This is a genomic window from Nonomuraea sp. NPDC050691 (genome assembly GCF_040654455.1).
Taxonomy (GTDB): Bacteria; Actinomycetota; Actinomycetes; order Streptosporangiales; family Streptosporangiaceae; genus Nonomuraea.
In genome coordinates this window covers 1-18,594 of the sequence record NZ_JBFAIA010000094.1, presented here as the reverse complement: position 1 = coordinate 18,594, position 18,594 = coordinate 1, and the positions used below count along the sequence as shown (strand labels likewise).

Genomic DNA, 18,594 nt, shown 5'->3' with positions numbered 1-18,594 from the left:
ACGCCCCCCTCTGAGGGCTGGGCGTGATCGGGTGCCGGGGGTGCCGCGGCCTGGATACGGTGGAGGGCATGTCTGGACGGATCGGCATGGCAGGGCTGCTCGTGTTCGCGCTCACGGCGTGCGGGGGAGGCGGCACGGCGGGGGCGACCCCCGGCACGCGCGCTCCCGGCACCCCCGCGGCCCCGGCCGCCCCCACGGCGACCGCTCCGGAGGGCCAGGACACCCCGGCGGGCACGACCGGCACCGCAGTGCCGAGCCGCGTCCCCGCCGCGAGCGGCGACGTGCGCCGCGTGCTGGCCCGCATGAGCGTGGAGGAGAAGGTCGGCCAGCTCTTCATGCCCGTCCTGTACGGCACCGCCGCCGGCTCGGTCTCCGGCGAGAACCAGGCCAGGTACGGCGCCCAGACCCCGGCCAAGGTGGTCGCCAAGTACCACCTCGGCGGCGTCATCCTCTTCCCGGCCAACATCAAGAGCGTCTCGCAGGTCGTCGCGCTCACCAACGGCCTCCAGGCGGCCTCGCCGCGCGTGCCTCTGATCATCGGCACCGACCAGGAGAACGGCCTGGTGTCGCGGATGGGGGCGCTGATGACGAAGTTCCCCGGCGCCTCCACCGTGGGCGCCACCCGCGACCCGGCCCGGTCGCGGGCCGTGGCCAAGGCCACCGGCGAGGAGTTGCGCGCGGTCGGCGTCAACCTCGACTTCGCCCCCGTGGCCGACGTCAACGTCAACCCGAACAACCCGGTCATCGGCCGGCGGGCCTACGGCGACGACCCGGCGAAGGTCGCCGCGATGGTCTCGGGCGCGGTCAAGGGGTTCGGCGACGCGGGCGTGGCCTCCAGCGCCAAGCACTTCCCCGGCCACGGCGACACCGACGTCGACAGCCACACCGGGCTCCCGGTGATCAAGCACACGCGTGCGCAGTGGGAGCGGATCGACGCGCCGCCGTTCAAGGCCGCCATCGCGGCCGGGGTGGACGCGGTGATGAGCGCGCACATCGTGTTCCCCAAGCTCGACTCGTCCGGCGACCCGGCGACGCTGTCCAAGCCCATCCTGACCGGGCTGCTCCGGGAGAAGCTCGGCTTCAAGGGCGTGGTCTCGACCGACGCGCTCAACATGGAGGGGGTGCGCAAGAAGTACGGCGACGGCGAGGTGGCCGTGCGGGCCGTGCTCGCGGGCGCCGACCTGCTCCTCATGCCGAACGACCTGCCGAAGGCGTACACCGCGGTGATGTCGGCCGTGAAGTCCGGCCGGATCAGCCGCGCCCGGCTCGACCAGTCCGTGACGCGGCTGCTGACCCTGCGGCAGAAGCGCGGCTTCCTGCGTGAGGCGCCGCGCGCCTCGGCGGCCGAGGCGGCCCGCGTGCTGCGCTCCGCCGAGCACCGCGGGCTGGCCGCCCGGGTGACCCGCGAGGGCAGCTAGCCCTCCCGGTCTCCCGCGCGGCCCTCCCGGTCTCCCGCGCGGCCCTCCCGGTCTCCCGCCCGGGCGCTCAGTGCTCGCCGTGCAGGCCGCTCGCCACGAAGATCGCGGCCAGCAGCGTGAACAGGAACGCCTGCAGGAACTGGATGAAGATCTCGAAGGCGGTCATCACGACCGTCATCGCCACGGCCAGCACCCCGAGCCCCGACCCCAGCGGCGTGAGCCTCTCGAACAGGAACCAGAAGCCCACGGAGCTGAAGAAGGCCAGGATGAGGTGGCCGGCGAACATGTTCGCGAACACCCGGACGAAGTGGGTGAACAGCGAGTTGGCGAAGACCTCGGCGAGGATGAGCGGCGCGTACAGGCCGTAGGCCCAGCGGGGCAGCCCCGGCAGGTGGACGATGCCCCGCAGGTAGCCGCGGACGCCGTGGTGCCGCACCCCGAGGTAGAGCTTGATCGCGTAGATGCCGACCGCGATCACCAGGGGGAACGAGATGCGCGCCGTCACGGGGAACTGGACGAGCGGCACGACACCCATGAGGTTCCAGACCAGCACGGTCAGGAAGACGCTGAACAGCAGGCCCATCCACCGGTCGGCGTCCTCGCCCAGCGCGGGCCGGGCCACGTGGTCGCGGACGAAGTGGTAGGCCAGCTCGCCGATCCGCTGCGGCCCCCGGGGCACGATCGACGGCCTCGCGAAGGCGGCCCAGCAGAAGGCGATGACGACGAGCGCGCTCAGCACGGCGACGAGCGCCGGCTTGGTGAACCACTCGGGGCCGCCGGGGACGATCGGAGCGAACTCGAACAGCTCCGGTCCGGGGGCCTTGAAGTCGTGGGGGGGAGGTGATCAGGATCGTCGTCCGCCTCCAGACCCGGTCGGCGAGCCCTGCTCCACGTGAGGACGGCCTCCCGCCAACCTGTGAATCCAACCCGCGTACCGCAACCCGCCTCATCTAGCGGGACACCGCACAACCCGCGGTCCTCGGCGACGTAGCAGACCTCGAACGTCGCTTTCGGTGAGGTGCAACGGACGTCAGCCCCAGCAGTCACCCAACCTTCGGTGAGACACCGTAGTGGTCATCAACCTTCGATGACGATGCTCAGTTTTCGCTGCGACAGGCCACCCCTGAAACGACAAGATCCCGCCCGATCGCAATGATCAGACGGGATCCTGTCAACCTCAGTCCAGCCGTCTCAAGAACGGCCCAACAGGGCGCGAGGAACTTTCATCTGCCCGCTTTCACCGCGGAGCTGTCGAGCCGGATCGTCGAATGGCGTACCGGGGTCGATCCGAACCGGCTCAGCCTGATCCGCCATCCGCCGAAGATCAGGCCGCCCCTCCTGCTGATCCACACTGTTCCCGACACCGAGCATCCGATCCAGGAGTCGCGCGACCTCGTCGCCGCAGGCAGGCGCCTGGGTTGGAATATTCAGTTCGAGCCGTTCGCGCAGGGAGATCACACGGAGGCGTGGAATGTGGATCGCGCCCGCTACGACCGGCTCGTGCGCGACTTCCTGGCTCCGGCCCAGACAGTCCTGCAGCGACCGCGATCATCGAGAAAGGCCCGACCGGCTGCCCGCGACAGGTGGGCGGGCAGCCGTCCGGCGGGTGCCTCTACAGCGTCAGGGTCCATCCGTTGATGTAGCCCTTGTCGCCCTTGGCGAGGTCTTCGGCTTTGAGTTTCCAGGTGCCGTTGGCTGGTGAGGCGCTGGCGTTCACCCAGTAGCTCTCGTCGATGTTGTCGGTGCCGTCCTTGGCGTCGGCGGCCCGCAACGGGTACACCTTGCCGTTCGGCGCGATCAGGTCGAGCTTCAGGTCACCCCGCCAGGTGTGCTGGATCTCGACGTGGACCCGGGCGCGGGTGGGGGCGTTGCCGTTGATCCAGGCCAGGACGATACCGGATTCGGCGGCGCCGGGATCGGGGATGGCGGTGTCGTCCCAGTTGCCGAAGCAGGGCAGCCGGATCGACCAGCCGTCGATGAAGCCGGTGTCGAGGTATTCGACGTCCTGCACGCGCAGTTTCCAGGTGCCGCTGGCCGGGGACGCGCTGGCGTTGACCTGGTAGGTCTCGTGCAGGATGTCGGCGCTGTCGTTGGGGTCGTTGGCCTGCAGCGGGTAGACCTTGCCGTCCGGGGCGAGCAGGTCGATCTTCAGCTCGCCGCGCCAGGTGTGGTGGATGTCGACGTACACCTCGGTGGTGGCGGGCGCGCTGCCGAGCAGGCCGGTGACCGCGATGTTGGACGTCACGGTGCCGTGGTCGGGGATCGCGGTGTCCTTCATGTTCTCGTAGTACGGGACGGGCCACGCGCCGGCTTCAGGGGCCTTTCCGAGCACGGCGGCGTCGACCTGGATACGGGGGGTGGTCAGGCCGGCGTAGGCGATGGATTTGCCAGTGGTCTTGAGGGCGGTCTCGAGCTGGGCCAGCGTGGCGTCGGGCATGGCCTGGCGCAGCACGGCCAGGGCGCCGGTGACGTGCGGGGCGGCCATCGAGGTGCCGTTCAAGGAGGCCCATTTGTTGCCGGGGACGGACGAGACGATGGACACGCCCGGGGCGAAGAGGTCCAGCAGCGCGCCGCGGTTGCTGAAGGGGGCCACGCCGTCCTGGTCGGTGGTGGCGCCGACGGTGATAGCCGAGGACACGCAGGCGGGGGCGGCCACGGCGGTGCCGTAGCCGTCGTTGCCGGCCGCGACCACGGTGGCCACGCCGGCGGCGCGCAGGCTGTCGATGGCCGTCTTGCGCGGGTCACCGTCGCAGGCGGCGGTGTACTGGCCGCCGCCCAGGCTGAGGTTGGCTGCCACCAGCGGCACCCCCTCGTCCTTCAGCTGCAGCACTTTCTCCAAGCCCGCGAGCTGGGCGCTGGTGAAGCTGAGCACGCACGGGGCGGCGCCCGCTCCGCACAGATCCTCGGAGGAGAACTTGCTGAACACCTGGATGGCGACGACTTCGGCGCCGGGCGCGACACCGGCCGGCGGGGCGCCGGTCACGCCCTGGCCGTCGCCGACCGCGATGCCGGCCACGTGGGTGCCGTGGTCGCAGTCCAGCGCGGGATCGGCGCAGGGGCCCTGGTCGGTGTCGGCGGCGCCGGGCCCTTCCTGCTGGGCGGTGCCGTCGGGACACAGGCTGGTGGAGGAGTAGTCGGCGTCGATGGGGGAGAAGCAGGCCTCCTCCAGCACCCGGTCCTTGAGGAAGGGGTGGTTGACAGCGACGCCGGTGTCCAGCACGGCCACCACGCTGCCGGCCCCCGTCTTGCCCGCGGCCCTGGTCTTGTCCGCGCCGATCAGCGGAACGCTCTCGGCCAGCACCGGCGGCACCGGCCGGTCCTCGGTCACGCTGATCACGTTGGGCAGCTTGGCCAGGCGGTCCAGCCCGGCCTGGTCGACGTGCAGGGTGACCACGGGGAGGCGGGACAGTTGCTGGACCACCTGGCCGCTGGCGGCCGCGTCCGGCAGGTCGGCGCGAGTCTTGCTGACGACGTTCACTCTGATCTTGCCCGCGGCGGCCGCCCGCTCGCTCAGCTGGGGCTCGATCCAGGGGGCCGCGGAAGTGGCCTGCTGTGCGGTCGAAGGGGCCGTTGCGGGAGTCGTGGGAGGGGCCGGTGCCGCCTGGGCCGGCCCGGCCGCGATCGCCGTGGTCGCCAGCGCCGCGATGACACAGGATAAGAATCTTGATTTCATGACGTACCGCGCTTTACAGGAAGGAGGTGCAGGGAGACGACGCCGGCATGAGGGTGGCCGGACGGCGGCCGCAGCCGCCGTCCGGGGGGAAGTTCTCTGAAAAGGTCAGAGCTCAGCTGTCACGCCGGGCTCGCGCTGTTCTCAGGGGTTGCCGTACTTCTTGACGAACTGGTAATACGTCCAGGCCCATGCCCTGCAGTCGGGCCGGAACAGGATGAAGTAGCCGCCGCACACCTTGTCGCGCATGGTGATGTAGAACCGGTTGTCCACGTCAAGCTTTCGCGCACGGGTGTTGTCGAGGTAGTACTTGTAGTGCTTCTTCCTGTTGGCTATCAGGCCGTACCCATAGTCGTGGGAGTCACAGGCCGGCCGCATATCGAAGTTATGAGGCTTGTCCGGAGAGCTCGTGCAGTGGTCGTAGACGATGCCCCTGACCTTGAAGCCGCTGGCGGTCCGTTTCCAGTCGGGCTTCCGCCATTTGCCGCCGTGGAACGCCCAGGCCGAGCAGCCCGACTTGGTGTACCACATCCAGGTCACGGCCGTGCTGCACTTCGCCGGGTAGGACTGCGGGGGATCCAGGCCATCCGGTAGGAAGTCGCCGGCCGGCGGCTCGGTGGCGTCGGGGTCGTCGAGCCCGGCCGCGCCCACGGTCGTCCCGCCGTTGGCCGGCAGGTCGGAGGTAAGGGTCACCTGCGGAGCCGCGACGCCCGCCGGGAAGGAGAGCTGCCAGCCGCCGTTGGTGAGGGACTCGATCGACGACAGGCGTCCCAGCGGGTCGTAGGCGTAGGTCCCCTGGACGGCGCCGACGCTGGGGTCGGTCACGGTGCGCAGCAGGCCGTTCGGGTCGTAGGCGTAGCTCGCCTCGATCTGCGGCGCCTCGGATCCGTAGGTGACCGCGATCTCCTTGAGCCGGCCCGCGTAGTCGCCGTTGGAGGCGCCGGTGGCCGTGGTCGCCGTGGCGTAGGTGAACTTGGTGACGGATGCGGGCTGCGCGGCGCCGGCCGGCTCCTTAACGCTGCTGACCCGGCCCTGGGTGTCGTAGGTGATCGTGGACTTGCCGAAGGCGGCGTTGCCCACGTCGGTCACCCGCCAGGGGTCGGCGCTCGGCGCCCCGGCCGGCCGGGCCCAGGTGTAGGTGAGCTGGAGGTCACCGGCGCTGATGGGAGTGCCGTCGGCGTTGGTGAAGGTGTCGTCATCCGCCTCCTGGGCGCCCACATCCGACACGAGCGTCTCGATCGTCGTGGTACGCATCGCTCCGATGACCGGGTCCCACTTGGTGGTTTCGGTGATCTTGGAGCCGTTGTCGGCCTGGTACGTCTGGATGCCGCCGCCGTCGGGGAAGGAGACGCTGCTCTTCAGGGGGTAGCGGATCGCCGTCCCTCCCTCGAGTTCCGTGACGACGAGGGTGCCGTTCTGGTTCTCCAGTTTCCGGTTGATCTCCCCACCGGCGAACTCGGCCTGCCAGCTCGGCCCGAAGACGCCCAGCTCGGGGCGGGTGGCCGGGGCGGACTGCGGCCGGGCCAGGTCGCCGGCGGTCAGGGCCACGCCGTGCTTGCGGCTGATCGCCCCGGCGGACACGTCCAGCTCGGTGAGCTTGAAGGTCTTGGTGTCGGAGGAGTACTGGCCGGGGCCGATCTCCTGAACGTCGGCCGGCGGCGGATCGGTCAGCGCGGTGGCGGAGACCTCCGGGGCGAGGAAGGGAACGAGCATGGCCGCGAGGGCGACGGCGAGAGGTAATCGGCGCACGTGATGCCTCCAGGTGAAGAGAGAAAGTGATCTGATGACCTGGAGAGTAAGTGCTGATAAATCTCTTGACAAGAGATGGACAATTCAGTCGAAGGATGGTCCAATCGCATATGGAACTGGATCTTCGCTGCGATTTATCCAGGGGCTTTGCGCAGGTCATGAAGGCTGTTTGGCGACTTATGCCGAATTTATGGTCAATTTATGTCGAAAGTGCGGAGGTCCTGCGAGGGTAATCGGGTCTTGAGACTATCCGGCCGGAATTGAACGATAAGCCTCCGCCGCAGGTCAGGGGGTTGTGGACCGAGGCGTCGCGGACGAGTTGATCTCGGTTTGGGTGTACCGGCTGGTAGAGAGTCATTGCTTTCATACCGTCGCGGTTTATGTCGTTTCAGTACTTGTCAGAGGAGCCGAGGGGCCGCTATCGGCGGTTCCTGACGGATCCGTCGCCAGAGGATCTGGAGCGGTTCTTCTACCTGGACACGGACGCGTTGGCGGAGGTGGCGAAGAAGCGCGGTCCGCACAACCGGCTCGGCTGGAGTCTGCAGTGGGGGACGGTGCGGATGCTTGGCACGTTCCTGGCCGATCCTGTCGATGTCCCGCATGTGGCGGTCGACTACGTCGCCGAGCAGCTCGGGGTGGCGGACCCTTCGTGCATCAAGGACTATGCGGAGCGGCTGCCGACCCAGCATGAGCACGCGCGCGAGATTCGCGAGTTGTTGGAGTTGCGGGAGTTCGCGGACGCGGAGGCGGAGCTACGGGTGTTCATGGCGTCGCGGGCGGCGCCGACGCGGGATTCGCGGCGGGAGCTGTTCGACCGGGCGGTGGTGTGGCTGATCGTGAACCGGGTGTTGCTGCCGGGGATCACGACGCCGGCGCCGCTGGTCACGAACGTGCGGGTGGAGCAGCTGGCTGCGGTCAACGACCATCTGGTGGAGCAGACGCCGGTGGAGAGGCGGCGGGAACTGCTGGAGACCCTGGTCGTGCCGGCGGGCAGGAAAGTGTCTCCGTTGGAGTCGTGTGCCAGCCACAGCAGGTGGTTACGCCCGCTGCGGCCGGGGTGCAGCGCCGCCGCGTCCAGCAGCGAACCGACGTGGTTCAGCGGACGCCGGAGGCTGCGGTACGGCAGGCCGTCGATGAGCGCCGTGCCCTCATCAACCGCGTCCAGCCCCAGGATCACCCGCATCGTGGTGGACTTCCCGGCCCCGTTCGGCCCCACAAAGCCGGTCACCACACCCGGACGGACGGTAAAGGACATGCCATCGAGGGCCAGGGTCGCCCCATACCGCTTGCGCAGTCCGGCGACGACGATCCCCGGGGCGCTCCTCGCAGCGAGCTCACGGTTGGAAAACGGACTCATGTCGACGGTTGTACGCGGCGCCCGGTTCCGGCCGGGTCGCGGCGGCTGCGACCGGGCTGCGACCGGGGACCTGGCATCGTTGACGGCATGGCATCTCGACCCTGCAGCCCTGCCCGCGTGACGGCCGATGGTGAGTGGCGGTGAGGGTCCTCGTCGTCGAGGACTTCGAGGTCCTCGCCCGTTCCATCGGGACCGGGCTGCGCCGCGAGGGCATGGCCGTCGACGTCGTCCTGGACGGGACCGCCGCCCTTGAACGCCTGGCCGGCACCCGGTACGACGTGGTGATCCTCGACCGCGACCTGCCCGGCGTCCACGGGGACGAGGTCTGCCGGCGACTCGCCCACGGCCGTTGCGACACCCGCGTGCTGATGCTCACCGCCTCCGGCACGATCGAGGACCGCGTCGACGGGCTCAGCCTCGGCGCCGACGACTACCTGCCCAAGCCGTTCGCGTTCGCCGAACTGGTCGCCCGCGTCCGCGCCCTGGCGCGCCGCGCCACGCCGCCGCTGCCGCCCACGCTGGCATGCGGGGACCTCACCCTCGATCCGGCCCGCCGGGTCGCGTTCCGGTCCGGCCGGCGCCTCGACCTGAGCCCCAGGGAGTTCGCCCTGCTCGAATGCCTGCTCGCCGTACCCGGCGTGGTCATCTCCGCCGAAGAGTTGCTCGAACGCGTCTGGGACGAGGCCGCCGACCCCTTCAGCAGCGCCGTCAAGCACACCATGCACCGGCTGCGGGCCAAGCTCGGCGACCCGCCGGTGATCGAGACCATCCGCGAGGGCGGCTACCGCATCGGACCGTCATGATCTCCCGGAAGCTTGCCGGTAGGTCCCTGCAGAAGCGGCTCGCGCTCGCCTACGCGTCGGGCATTTACGCCGCCGGCGTTTTCGTGCTCGTATTGGTCGTCGTCCCGCTCGCGAGCATCGACGCGGCCGTCCCCAAGGGTCGGCCTTCGCCGAGCACGGTCACCGAAACCGGGCCCGGGATCGGCCTGCCCCAGCTCCTCATGGGATCCGCCGTCGCGCTGGTCATTCTGATTCCCGTCGCCCTGACTCTCGGCTGGTATGTCGCCGGCCGGTTCCTGCAACCGCTGCGCGCCATCACCGCCACCGCGAACGTCATCTCCGCCGGAGACCTCCACCGGCGTCTCGACCTTGGCGAGCCCACGGACGAGCTGACCGAGCTCGGCCACACCCTCGACGACCTGTTCGCCCGCCTGCAGGCCGCCTTCGACGCCCAACGTCACTTCGTCGCCAACGCCTCCCACGAGCTGCGCACCCCTCTGGCCGGGCTGCGTACCCTGCTCGAAGTCGCCCTCGCTGACCCCGACGCCGACACCGGCACCCTGCGCTCGGTCTGTCAGGAGGCCCTGGCTCTCGGCGCGCACCAGGAGCGGCTCGTCCAGGCCCTGCTGGACCTGGCCACCAGCGAGCGCGGTGTCACCCGCTGGGAAACCCTCGACCTGGCCCACGTCGTCGAAGGAGTGCTCGCCTCCCGCCGCGACCGAGCCACGCGGAAGGGCATCGGCCTGGCCGAACATCTCTCGCCCGCGGTGACGGCCGGGGACGCGGGACTGATCGAAAGCCTCGTCACCAACCTCATCGACAACGCCATCCGCCACAACCACGAGGGCGGGCACCTGGAGGTCACCACACGGACCTCCGGCACGCAGGCGGCTCTCACGGTCACCAACACCGGGCCGGTCATCCCCGGCGACCAGGTCGAGCGCCTCTTCCAGCCCTTCCAGAAGCTGGCGCCCGATCGTCACGGCCGCGGCGAAGGCTACGGTCTCGGCCTGGCCATCGTCCATGCCGTCACGCGGGCTCACCACGCCACTCTGACCGCCGGCGCACGCCCCGGAGGGGGCCTGTCCATCACCGTGCGGTTCGCACACGGATCCCTTCCGAACCGTGCCTGACATCTGGGGCGACTGCGCGGGGGGCGGCACCTGCCACCCGCATCTGAACACTGGAGGCGGTAACGCGGCACGTGCGGCCTCCTGCCAGCATTGACCGATCGGTCGCCGCTCGAAGCCAGGCGCCGCCGGCCGTCGTGCTCGCGGGGCGGCGCGGACCGGCCGCCGAAGCGAGCTGCCACTGCTCAACGATGCCAGATCCTCGGTCGCAGCCCGGTCGCAGCGGCCGCGACCGGGGCGGAACCGGGTGCCGCGTACAACCGTCGGCATGAGTTCCTTAACACCTCACCGAACCGGCCGGCGGGCCGGCTTCTCCGCGTCACTGCGCACGGAGTGGGCCGCGTTCCTCTCCGTGCGGGGCCGGGTGTTCGCCATGGCGGCTTCCGTGCTGGTCACCGTGTCGCTCGGGCTGCTGATCGCCGGGGGCGCCCGCAGCACCTGCGTGACCGGCAAGGGAGAGGGCCCCTGCCCCGCGCCCCTGGTGGGGCCCGACGGCACGGCGGTGAGCGACAAGTACTACTTCGTGCACCAGCCGCTCAAGGGGAACGGCAGCCTCACCGCCCGTGTGTCGGACATGACGGGGCAGATCCGGCTGCCGGACGCCGTTCCCGGGGTGCGCAACGTCATGAAGGGGGCGGTGCCATGGGCCAAGGCCGGGCTGCTCGTCAGGCAGAGCCTCAAGCAGGGCACACCGTACGCCGCCGTCATGCTCACCGGAGCCCACGGCGTGCGGATGCAGCACAACTACATCCACGACGTGGCCGGCGGCCCGCACAACGGCCCGCAGTGGCTGCGGCTGACCAGGTCGGGCGACACCGTCACCGGCTACGAGTCGGACGACGGCCAGGCGTGGAGCGAGGTCGGCACGGTCGAGCTGACCGGGTTGCCGGAGACGGTCGAGATCGGGCTGTTCGCCACCTCGCCGGGCGCCTTGTGGGACATGGCGCAAGCCTTCGCCCAGGCCACCGCCACCTTCGACCACATCGACCTGAAGGGCGCGAACGGTAGGTGGCGGCACGACGACGTCGGCGTCGCCATGGAATCCGACGGCAAGACCCCGCATCACCCGGGCGGGGTCGTCGAGTCCGGCGACAAGCTCATCGTCACCGGGGGCGGTGACATCGGGCCCGCCACGGTGGAGGGCGGTCTGCGCGCCGACCTCATGCTGATCGGCGGGGCCCTGGGGCTGATCCCGGTGCTCGTGGTGGCGGTCATGTTCGTCACGACGCCAGGCAGGCGCGCGCTGATCGGGACCGGCCCGCCGGCACGCCCGGGGCGGCTGCTGGCGGCCAAGGCCGCGGTGATGGGCGCGGTCGCGTTCGTGACGGGACTGGTGACCTCGGCGGTCGTGGTCCCTGCCGGACTGGCGCTGTTGCGCGCCAACGACAACCCGACCCAGCCGCTCACCACGGCCACCGGGCTGCGAGTGATCGTCGGCTACGCGGCGCTGACCGCGGCCGCCGCCGTGCTGGCTCTGGGCCTGGCCGCGCTGGTCAAGCGGGCCGTCATCGCCAGCGGGCTGGCCATCGCGCTGGTCATCGTGCCGTACTTCCTGGCGACCGCGGGTCTCGCACCGTGGCTGCTGATGATCACACCTGCCGCCGGGTTCGCGATCACACAGAGCGTGCCCACGTTCGCGCATGTGGACGTACAGCAGTCACTGCTCGGAGGCTACTACCCGCTCCCGCCCTGGGCGGGGTTGGCCGTGGCTTGCGGGTATGCCGCCATCACGCTCGCGGCGGCGAGTGTGAGGAGGACGGCGTGATCGTTTGGGTAGTGATCGCCGATGAGCAATCGGCCGTACGCGACGTACTACGCATGATGCTGGACGGCGAACCCGACAGCGAGGTGGTCGGCCAGGCAGCCGATGAAGCCGAAGCCGTGCACCAAGCGCTGTGGCAGCGCCCCGACGTGATGGTGACGGACCTGCGCATGCCGCCTGTCGACCGGCTCTCCGCGATCCGGCGACTCGCCGATGCGCGAGCGCTGCACCGCGGATACGGGCTGGTGGACCCGCAGGTCACCACCCGGCCGATCCACCGCTTCGCGGGGCTGCCGCCCGCGTCCGCTACCGAGGCGCAACAGCGGCTCACCGCTCGTGAGCTCGAGGTGCTTCGGCAACTGGCCCGAGGACTCAGCAACGCGGAAATCGCCACCGCGTTGACGATCGAGGAAGGCACGGTCAAGGCCCACGTCTCCCGCGTCCTGGCCAAGCTCGGAGTGCGTACCCGCGTGCACGCGGTGATCTACGCCCACGAGCACGGCCTGGCCCCGCGCCGCTCAAACCCGCCCGCTCCTATCTGGATCAGGCACTCATGCCCAGGTATCACCGGTGCGTCGTACGTCGAGGCGGAAGCCGTACTTGGACAGGCGTTCGGCCACGCCAGAGGTGTCGGCGAGCCTGAGCCCTGCGTCGGCGGGCACCTCGCGCAGAACCCGGAGTAGGGTGCGGATCTCGGCCGGCGCCTTGGCGGCGGCCGAGATCAGGGTCGCTCTCACCGCGTGGTCTTATCGCTCACGAGGACGAGCAGGTGCTTCCCTCGGCAGGCAACTGCCTGGTGAGCAGATACTGGTTCACGTACCGGCGCACGCAGGACTGTCCTGACAAGTACAGGCTGTGGCCTCCATCCGCGGGCAGATAGCGGGCGCCGGGCAACTGTGCCGCGAGTCGTCGGCCCTCGCTGGGGGGCGTATTGTCGTCGTACTCGCCGTTGCTGATCAGAATGGGTGGCACGCCGGCGGCCTTGATCGGGTGCGGGGCGAAGCTCCTGACCGGGGGCAGGCCGCCGCACTGGTTGGCCATCACCCACACGTACCGCCACCCCACCCGCGGGGCCACCCGCCGCAGCTGCGCTTCTACCGCCTTCACCTTCCCGTACGCGGTGGGATAGGGGAAGTCGGCGCACACCGCGATACGGGAGAAATCGGAGGGAGGACTGGGAATGGGCTGGGCCAGCAGGGAAGCGTCGCCTTGGGATGCCTGGGCCAGGGCCTCGGCCAGGCGAGGCCATCGGGGCTCCAGGCTGAACCAGGCGCGCGAGACGATGAAGGATGCGTTCACCGTGACCTCTGGTCCTGCCCCAGGCGCTGGGATCGGTTGTTTGCCCGCCTTGACGATCAGTTTGTCCCAGAGGGCGACCACGTCCCGGCCGTGCAGGGCACAGGTCTTCTCATCTCGACACCACGAGGCGAACCTGTGCAGGTTGCTCTCCAAAGCCCGGGCGCGGGACAGGAGCCCGTCCAGTACGGATCGGTTGGTGTGGTCCCGGACGCTGTCGAGGTACATCCGGCCCACCCTGTCCGGGAAGAGCTCCACGTATGCCTGGCCGAGGACGGTTCCGTAGGAGGTGCCGAAGTAGGTGAGCTTGGGCTCATCCAACGCCGCCCTGATCGCGTCCATGTCGTGGGCCGTCTGCCAGGAGTTCACGTGGCCGGCCAGCGGCCCGGCCGCCGCGGTGCACTCCCGCCCGAAACGGCGGTTCTTTGCCATATAGGTCGTATACGAGGCTCGGTCGGGATAGGCCCACGCTTCGGTATGCGGCGTGGCAGTGGGGCAGGAGATGCCGCTGCTGCGCCCGAATCCCCGCGGGTCGAAGACGACCACGTCGAACTTCCGCGCCAGATCGGCGAAGGCCGCCCGGCCGGCGCGGAAGGCGCCGATCTGCGGGGCGGGACCGCCGAGGTTGACCAGGAGAGTGCCCTTCTTGTGCGCCTGATCCACGGCGGGCAGCATGGCCAGGCCGAGCGTGATCCGCTCGCCGCCGCCGGGGTGGGCCCAGTCGGCGGGCACGCCCAACTGGCCGCAACGCAGGCCGTCACCGCAGTCCTGCCAGGTCAAGGCCGAGTCGGCGCTCACCGCCGCAGGTACGCAAACCACCGCCAGGGCCGTCATCAGAGTGGTGGCAACCTTCCAGAACTTGTGCATGATCAAAGACTGGCAGGGGCCCAGGCCGTGCCACATCTGCCTTTCGACCTATCTTGAGTCGGCACGGCGACCTCCCCCTGGCCGTGCCGACGGCCAGCACGACAGGTAGGGCAGGACAGCCGGTTACGGAGAGTTCAGGGGCAGTGCTTCCAGAAGGATGTTGGGTCGGTGATGAACACCACCATCTCCCAGGCGGGCAGCGTGCTCGGCATCGCCATCCTCGGCAGCGTCCTGACCGCCGGATACACCTCGGCCCTCCCCGCCGACGTGCCGGCCCAGGCCAATCAGTCACTCACCGACGCCATCGCTCTCAGCACACGGCGGTCCCTTCTGTGTTCGTCGAGAACGGAACCACACGATAAACAGGTGATTCGGCGGACCTTTATGGCGGTTCGGTGCCCATACCCACCTCCTGCGCGACGCTCTACGCTTAGAGCCTGACCTGTCCGAGGAGGCGGTGTGGTAGCGGGGGTTCTGATCGACTGGGGCGGTGTGCTGACCACCGGCCTGTCCGACGCCATCGCCAAGTGGCTGGTGGCCGAGCGCCTCGACCAGGCCCACTACCACGCGGTGATGAGCGAGCTGGTCCGCCAGGCGTACGACGGAGCGGAGGACGGCGCGGAGACGGTGGTCCACGCGCTGGAGCGCGGCGAGCTCGACGGCTCGGTCTTCGAGCGCGACCTGGCCGCCCGCCTGCTGACCCTCGACGGGGTGCCGCCGGAGGCGGAGGGCCTGCTGGAGCGGATGTTCGTCGGGTTCGAACGGGTCGAGGCGATGTACGACATGCTGCGCACCGTCAGAGGCCACGGTGTGCGCACGTGCCTGCTGTCCAACTCGTGGTCCAACGCCTACCCGCGCGACGACTGGGACGAGGTCTTCGACGCGGTCGTCATCTCCGGCGAGGTCGGCATGCGAAAGCCGGAGCCCCGCATCTTCCGGCACGCCCTCGGCCTGCTGGCGCTGCCGGGCGAGTCGTGCGTGTTCATCGACGACCTCGAGGCCAACATCGCCGCGGCCCGCGCCCTGGGCATCCACGGCATCCACCACCGCGACGCCGAGACGACCATCGCGCACCTCGAGTCGCTGCTCCAGATCCCCCTCCGACCGGCATGATGGTCCTCCGCACGTTGTGAAAGGTTTCTGATGCGCGTCTACCTGCCGTGCACGCTGTCCGCCCTCGCCCGCGCGGTCGAGGCGGGCGAGCTCGGCCCGGCCCCGCTGACCGGTTACGCGGTGACTCCCGCGCTGACCGAGTGGTACGCCTCGGGCGACACCGAGGAGCTCGAGTACGTCGCGCTCACGGAGGCCGCCCGCGCCTCCCTGCGGCTGCTGGCCGCCGAACGCCCCGCGGAACCCGGCGGGGAGGGGGCGGAGCCGGTCAAGAACGAGGACGGCTCCGTGTGGGTGCCCCGGCGCGTGGTCGTGGCCGCCGAGGTGCCCGACGGCACGCTGACGGCCGGCCCCGACCTGGAGGAGCGGGCCACCGTACGCCTGTCGCGGCCGGTGCCGATGTCGAAGGTCGCCGCGGTGCACGTGGACGACCAGTACGCCGTGCCCGACGTGGGGGCGGCCGTCGCCGCGCTGCCCGCCTCCGACGCGGGAGACGACGACGCCCGCTTCACCGTGGACGGCGCCGAGGCGCACGAGCTCATGTGGTACGCGACGCAGGAGATTCCGCACCTTCTCCACGGCGATCATTAGGGGCATGTTAAATAGCGAGTTAAGGACCTTGACCCTTTCTTGACCAAGGTCGCTAGGATCTCAGCCCGGACCTAGTCCCCTGACAGAAGGAGTCGGTTCCCGTGAAGCTTCGAGCAGTCGTGACCGCGGTCGGCGCGGTGGCCGCGGCCCTGGTCGTCGTGTCCCCCGCACAGGCCGCCACGGCCCAGGCCCGCGGATACGACCACAAGGACCCGTACCAGACGGGGTGTGGCAACTCCGCCCGCACCGTCCGCACGGGCACCATCAACAGCCAGCTCGAGGGCAAGATCGGCACGGTCATGCTCAAGTACTCGTTCCGGTGCAAGACCAACTGGGTCGAGATCCGCACGATCACCGCCGGCTACGGCTCGATCACCGTCCAGAACGCCAAGGGCACGATCGACACCTTCCAGTTCAAGAAGGGTAACGGCGGCCGCCACTGGGGCAACATGGTGGACGGCAACAACATCTGCGCCTGGGGCAGCGCCAGCGTGAAGTGGGGCACCGGACAGGGTGGCCAGCGCGGTTCCGGCGGCACCGGCCAGGCCTGCAAGTAAGCTCCGCCCGCACGGACTACCGCCGCGGCCCCGTGCGCCGCGGCGGTCCGTTCACCGCTTTGTCACAGGGGCCCGCTACCCTGAAGCCTGTCATGACGAAGCACATCATCTGGGACTGGAACGGCACGCTCTTCCACGACATCGACGCCGTCGTCGGAGCCACCAACGAGGTCTTCAAGTCCTACCAGCTGGCCCCCCTCACGGCCGACGGCTTCCGCGCCGTCTACACGCGGCCCATCTGGCTGGCCTACGAGCGGATGCTCGGCCGCCCGCTGAACGAGGGCGAGTGGGAGGCGCTCGACGTGGGCTTCCACGAGCACTACTTCCGGCTGAGCGCGGCATGCGGCCTGGCCGAGGGCGCGCTGGCCACGCTGGCGAGCTGGACGGGCACGCAGTCGCTGTGCTCGATGGCCCCCCACTCCCACCTGGTGCCGATCGTCGAGTCCTTCGGCATCACCGGCCACTTCAACCGGGTCGACGGGCTGGTCGGGGCCACCGGCGGGGAGAAGGCGGCGCACATGGCCGCCCACATCGAGGCGCTCGACGTCGAGCCCCGGGAGGTGCTGGTGATCGGCGACAGCGTCGACGACGGCATCGCCGCCCGGCACGTGGGCGCGCGGGCCGTGCTCTACACGGGCGGCATGACCTCGCGGGCCGACCTGGAGGCAACGGGCCTGCCGGTCGTCGACACGCTGGCCGAGGCCATCGCCCACATCTGACGTCGGACCGCATCCGCACGGTCCCGCCCCGCGGTCGCCGGCTCGGCCGTACCCTTGCAGGGTCCCCCCAGGAGGCCGCCATCAACCGCCTAGTGCTCTGGAACATCGACCTGACCCTGGTCGACGTGGCCATCGTCACCCGTGACGCCTACGCCGAGGCGTTCCGCGCCGTGACCGGCCGCCCGCTGGTCAAGCTGGCCCCGGCGCTGGGCCGCCCCGACTCCGAGATCGTCTTCGAGACCCTCGCCGTCAACGGCGTCGTGGCCGAGGACGCCCACCTGCCGAAGTTCCTCGACGCGCTGGCCGCGGCCTTCGCCGCACGGCGCGGCCGGCTGCCCAGGGAGGGCAGGGCGATGCCCGGGGCCAAGGACGCGCTCAAGGCCGTGGCCCGGCTCGACGGCGTGGTCCAGTCGGTGCTGACCGGCACCATCAAGGGCAACGCCGTCCACAAGCTCAAGGCGTTCGGGCTGGACAAGCACATCGACTTCGAGCTCGGCGGCTACGGCGAGGAGGCCTACCCCAAGGCGACGCTGCTCCAGGTCGCGCAGGGACGGGCCAGACAGCGGCTGGGCACGCCGTTCACCGCGGCCAACACCGTGGTCATCGGCGACTCGGCGCGCGACGTGCAGGCCGCCCGCATCGGCGGGGCGGCGATGATCGCGGTCGCGTCGGGCCGCTCGACCGCGGCCGAGCTGCGCGAGGCCGGGGCCGACATGGTGCTGCCCGATCTGTCCGACGCCGCCGAGGTGGTGGCCGCCGTCGCGAGCCTCACCACCCCGGCCTGACCTCTCGTCCTACGCGGCTCAGGCGAGCCGTACGCGGCTCAGGCGAGCGCCTTGAGGAAGCGGGCCGCGACCGGGGCCGCGACGGCCGAGCCGGCTCCGGCGCCCTCCACGATCACCGCGAACGCCAGGTCGCCCCGGTAGCCGACGAACCACGAGTGCGCGGGGGGCTCGGCTCCCGACCCGTACTCCGCCGTGCCGGTCTTGCCGGCCGTGCCCTTCGGGAAGCTGACGTCGTGCGCCGTGCCGTCGGTGACGACGGCCGGCATGAGGTCGCGCAGCGCCCGCACCACGTTCTCCTCCAGGGGGCGTGGCCGGAGCGTGTGGTCCGGCATCCGTTCCTCCGGCACCAGCCGGGGCGGCCACCAGGCGCCGGCGGCGACGGCCGCGGCGACGGAGGCCATGTTCAGCGGGCTGGCCAGCACCCGGCCCTGCCCGATGGAGGCGGAGGCGAGGTCCGTGTCGTCCTTCGGCGCCGGGAACTCCGCTTTCACGGCCGGCACGCCCGGCGTGATCGCCGCACCGAAGCCGAAGCTCGCGGCCACCTTGGTGAGCCGGTCGGCGCCCAGGCGGTCCACGGTCATGGCGCCGAAGGTGGTGTTGCACGAGTGGGCGAAGGCGTCGCGGAAGGGGAGCGTGCCGTAGTCCTTGAAGCCGGCGTTGTGGAAGGGGAAGCCGCCGATGTTCTGCTCGGCGGGGCATTTCACCCGCGCGTCGGGCTTCGCGCCGTCCGCGACCAGTGCGGAGGCGGTGACGACCTTGAACGTGGACCCGGGCGGGTACTTGCCGAGCAGCGCCCGGTTG

At 70.2% G+C, this 18,594-nt stretch carries 16 protein-coding genes and 2 pseudogenes; 12 read left to right on the top strand and 6 right to left on the bottom strand.

The window, feature by feature from the left end; all coding sequences use genetic code 11:
* The first annotated feature begins 68 nt into the window (after positions 1-68).
* A complete protein-coding gene (nagZ, locus tag AB0H81_RS28040; protein WP_358380539.1) occupies positions 69-1,418 on the top strand; it encodes a beta-N-acetylhexosaminidase in 1,350 nt (449 codons plus the stop codon).
* A gap of 67 nt (positions 1,419-1,485) precedes the next feature.
* Here nagZ and AB0H81_RS28035 read toward each other — a convergent pair whose 3' ends face one another.
* Positions 1,486-2,157, bottom strand: coding sequence for a F0F1 ATP synthase subunit A (locus AB0H81_RS28035; RefSeq protein ID WP_358380537.1), 672 nt, complete (start codon positions 2,155-2,157; stop codon positions 1,486-1,488).
* Between the two features lie 413 nt (positions 2,158-2,570).
* Between AB0H81_RS28035 and AB0H81_RS28030 the strand changes: the two genes are divergently transcribed.
* Entirely contained in the window at positions 2,571-3,056 is a 486-nt protein-coding gene (locus AB0H81_RS28030) for a hypothetical protein (RefSeq protein WP_358380535.1), read from the top strand.
* Here the strand turns inward: AB0H81_RS28030 and AB0H81_RS28025 are convergent.
* Together AB0H81_RS28025 and AB0H81_RS28020 are read right to left on the bottom strand one after the other, a co-directional pair.
* A complete protein-coding gene (locus AB0H81_RS28025) occupies positions 3,031-5,091 on the bottom strand; it encodes a S8 family serine peptidase (protein ID WP_358380533.1) in 2,061 nt (686 codons plus the stop codon). The two genes, AB0H81_RS28030 and AB0H81_RS28025, sit on opposite strands and share 26 nt — an antisense overlap.
* A 141-nt stretch (positions 5,092-5,232) precedes the next feature.
* The gene (locus AB0H81_RS28020; RefSeq protein WP_358380531.1) at positions 5,233-6,837 is read right to left on the bottom strand and encodes a phospholipase A2; all 1,605 of its coding nucleotides are present in this window, start codon (positions 6,835-6,837) and stop codon (positions 5,233-5,235) included.
* A 380-nt stretch (positions 6,838-7,217) separates the two neighbouring features.
* Between AB0H81_RS28020 and AB0H81_RS28015 the strand changes: the two are divergent.
* Positions 7,218-7,706 (top strand): annotated as a pseudogene (locus tag AB0H81_RS28015) (DUF4158 domain-containing protein); the annotation flags it as partial.
* Positions 7,707-7,852: 146 nt separating this feature from the next.
* Here the strand turns inward: AB0H81_RS28015 and AB0H81_RS28010 are convergent.
* A pseudogene (locus tag AB0H81_RS28010) lies at positions 7,853-8,194 on the bottom strand (ATP-binding cassette domain-containing protein); the annotation flags it as partial.
* A 140-nt stretch (positions 8,195-8,334) separates the two neighbouring features.
* On the opposite strand from AB0H81_RS28010, the gene AB0H81_RS28005 reads away from it, so the two are divergent.
* The 4 genes from AB0H81_RS28005 to AB0H81_RS27990 all read left to right on the top strand — a co-directional run bounded on the left by AB0H81_RS28005 (position 8,335) and on the right by AB0H81_RS27990 (position 12,551).
* Positions 8,335-8,997, top strand: a complete 663-nt coding sequence (locus AB0H81_RS28005; protein WP_358380529.1) for a response regulator transcription factor — start codon at positions 8,335-8,337, stop codon at positions 8,995-8,997.
* A complete protein-coding gene (locus AB0H81_RS28000; protein WP_358380527.1) occupies positions 8,994-10,109 on the top strand; it encodes a HAMP domain-containing sensor histidine kinase in 1,116 nt (371 codons plus the stop codon). The genes AB0H81_RS28005 and AB0H81_RS28000 overlap by 4 nt, the downstream gene beginning before the upstream one ends.
* A gap of 265 nt (positions 10,110-10,374) precedes the next feature.
* Positions 10,375-11,871 carry a hypothetical protein gene (locus AB0H81_RS27995; protein WP_358380525.1) on the top strand — a complete coding sequence of 499 codons (1,497 nt, stop codon included), beginning with the start codon at positions 10,375-10,377 and terminating at the stop codon, positions 11,869-11,871.
* Positions 11,868-12,551, top strand: a complete 684-nt coding sequence (locus AB0H81_RS27990; RefSeq protein WP_358380523.1) for a response regulator transcription factor — start codon at positions 11,868-11,870, stop codon at positions 12,549-12,551. The genes AB0H81_RS27995 and AB0H81_RS27990 overlap by 4 nt, the downstream gene beginning before the upstream one ends.
* A gap of 70 nt (positions 12,552-12,621) precedes the next feature.
* Here AB0H81_RS27990 and AB0H81_RS27985 read toward each other — a convergent pair whose 3' ends face one another.
* Positions 12,622-14,031, bottom strand: a complete 1,410-nt coding sequence (locus AB0H81_RS27985) for an alpha/beta hydrolase (protein WP_358380521.1) — start codon at positions 14,029-14,031, stop codon at positions 12,622-12,624.
* A 459-nt stretch (positions 14,032-14,490) separates the two neighbouring features.
* On the opposite strand from AB0H81_RS27985, the gene AB0H81_RS27980 reads away from it, so the two are divergent.
* The 5 genes from AB0H81_RS27980 to AB0H81_RS27960 all read left to right on the top strand — a co-directional run bounded on the left by AB0H81_RS27980 (position 14,491) and on the right by AB0H81_RS27960 (position 17,793).
* Entirely contained in the window at positions 14,491-15,144 is a 654-nt protein-coding gene (locus tag AB0H81_RS27980; protein ID WP_358380519.1) for an HAD family phosphatase, read from the top strand.
* A 30-nt stretch (positions 15,145-15,174) separates the two neighbouring features.
* Positions 15,175-15,732 (top strand): hypothetical protein, encoded by a 558-nt coding sequence (locus AB0H81_RS27975; protein ID WP_358380517.1) that lies wholly within the window; start codon positions 15,175-15,177, stop codon positions 15,730-15,732.
* Between the two features lie 101 nt (positions 15,733-15,833).
* A complete protein-coding gene (locus tag AB0H81_RS27970; RefSeq protein ID WP_358380515.1) occupies positions 15,834-16,289 on the top strand; it encodes a DUF2690 domain-containing protein in 456 nt (151 codons plus the stop codon).
* Positions 16,290-16,381: 92 nt separating this feature from the next.
* Positions 16,382-17,008 carry an HAD family hydrolase gene (locus AB0H81_RS27965; protein ID WP_358380513.1) on the top strand — a complete coding sequence of 209 codons (627 nt, stop codon included), beginning with the start codon at positions 16,382-16,384 and terminating at the stop codon, positions 17,006-17,008.
* Between the two features lie 92 nt (positions 17,009-17,100).
* Positions 17,101-17,793: a haloacid dehalogenase-like hydrolase gene (locus AB0H81_RS27960; RefSeq protein ID WP_358380511.1), complete on the top strand. Its 693-nt coding sequence runs from the start codon at positions 17,101-17,103 to the stop codon at positions 17,791-17,793.
* 38 nt (positions 17,794-17,831) lie between these two features.
* Here the strand turns inward: AB0H81_RS27960 and AB0H81_RS27955 are convergent.
* Positions 17,832-18,594, bottom strand: a 763-nt coding sequence (locus AB0H81_RS27955) for a penicillin-binding transpeptidase domain-containing protein (RefSeq protein WP_358380509.1), incomplete at its 5' end; no start/stop codon positions are given.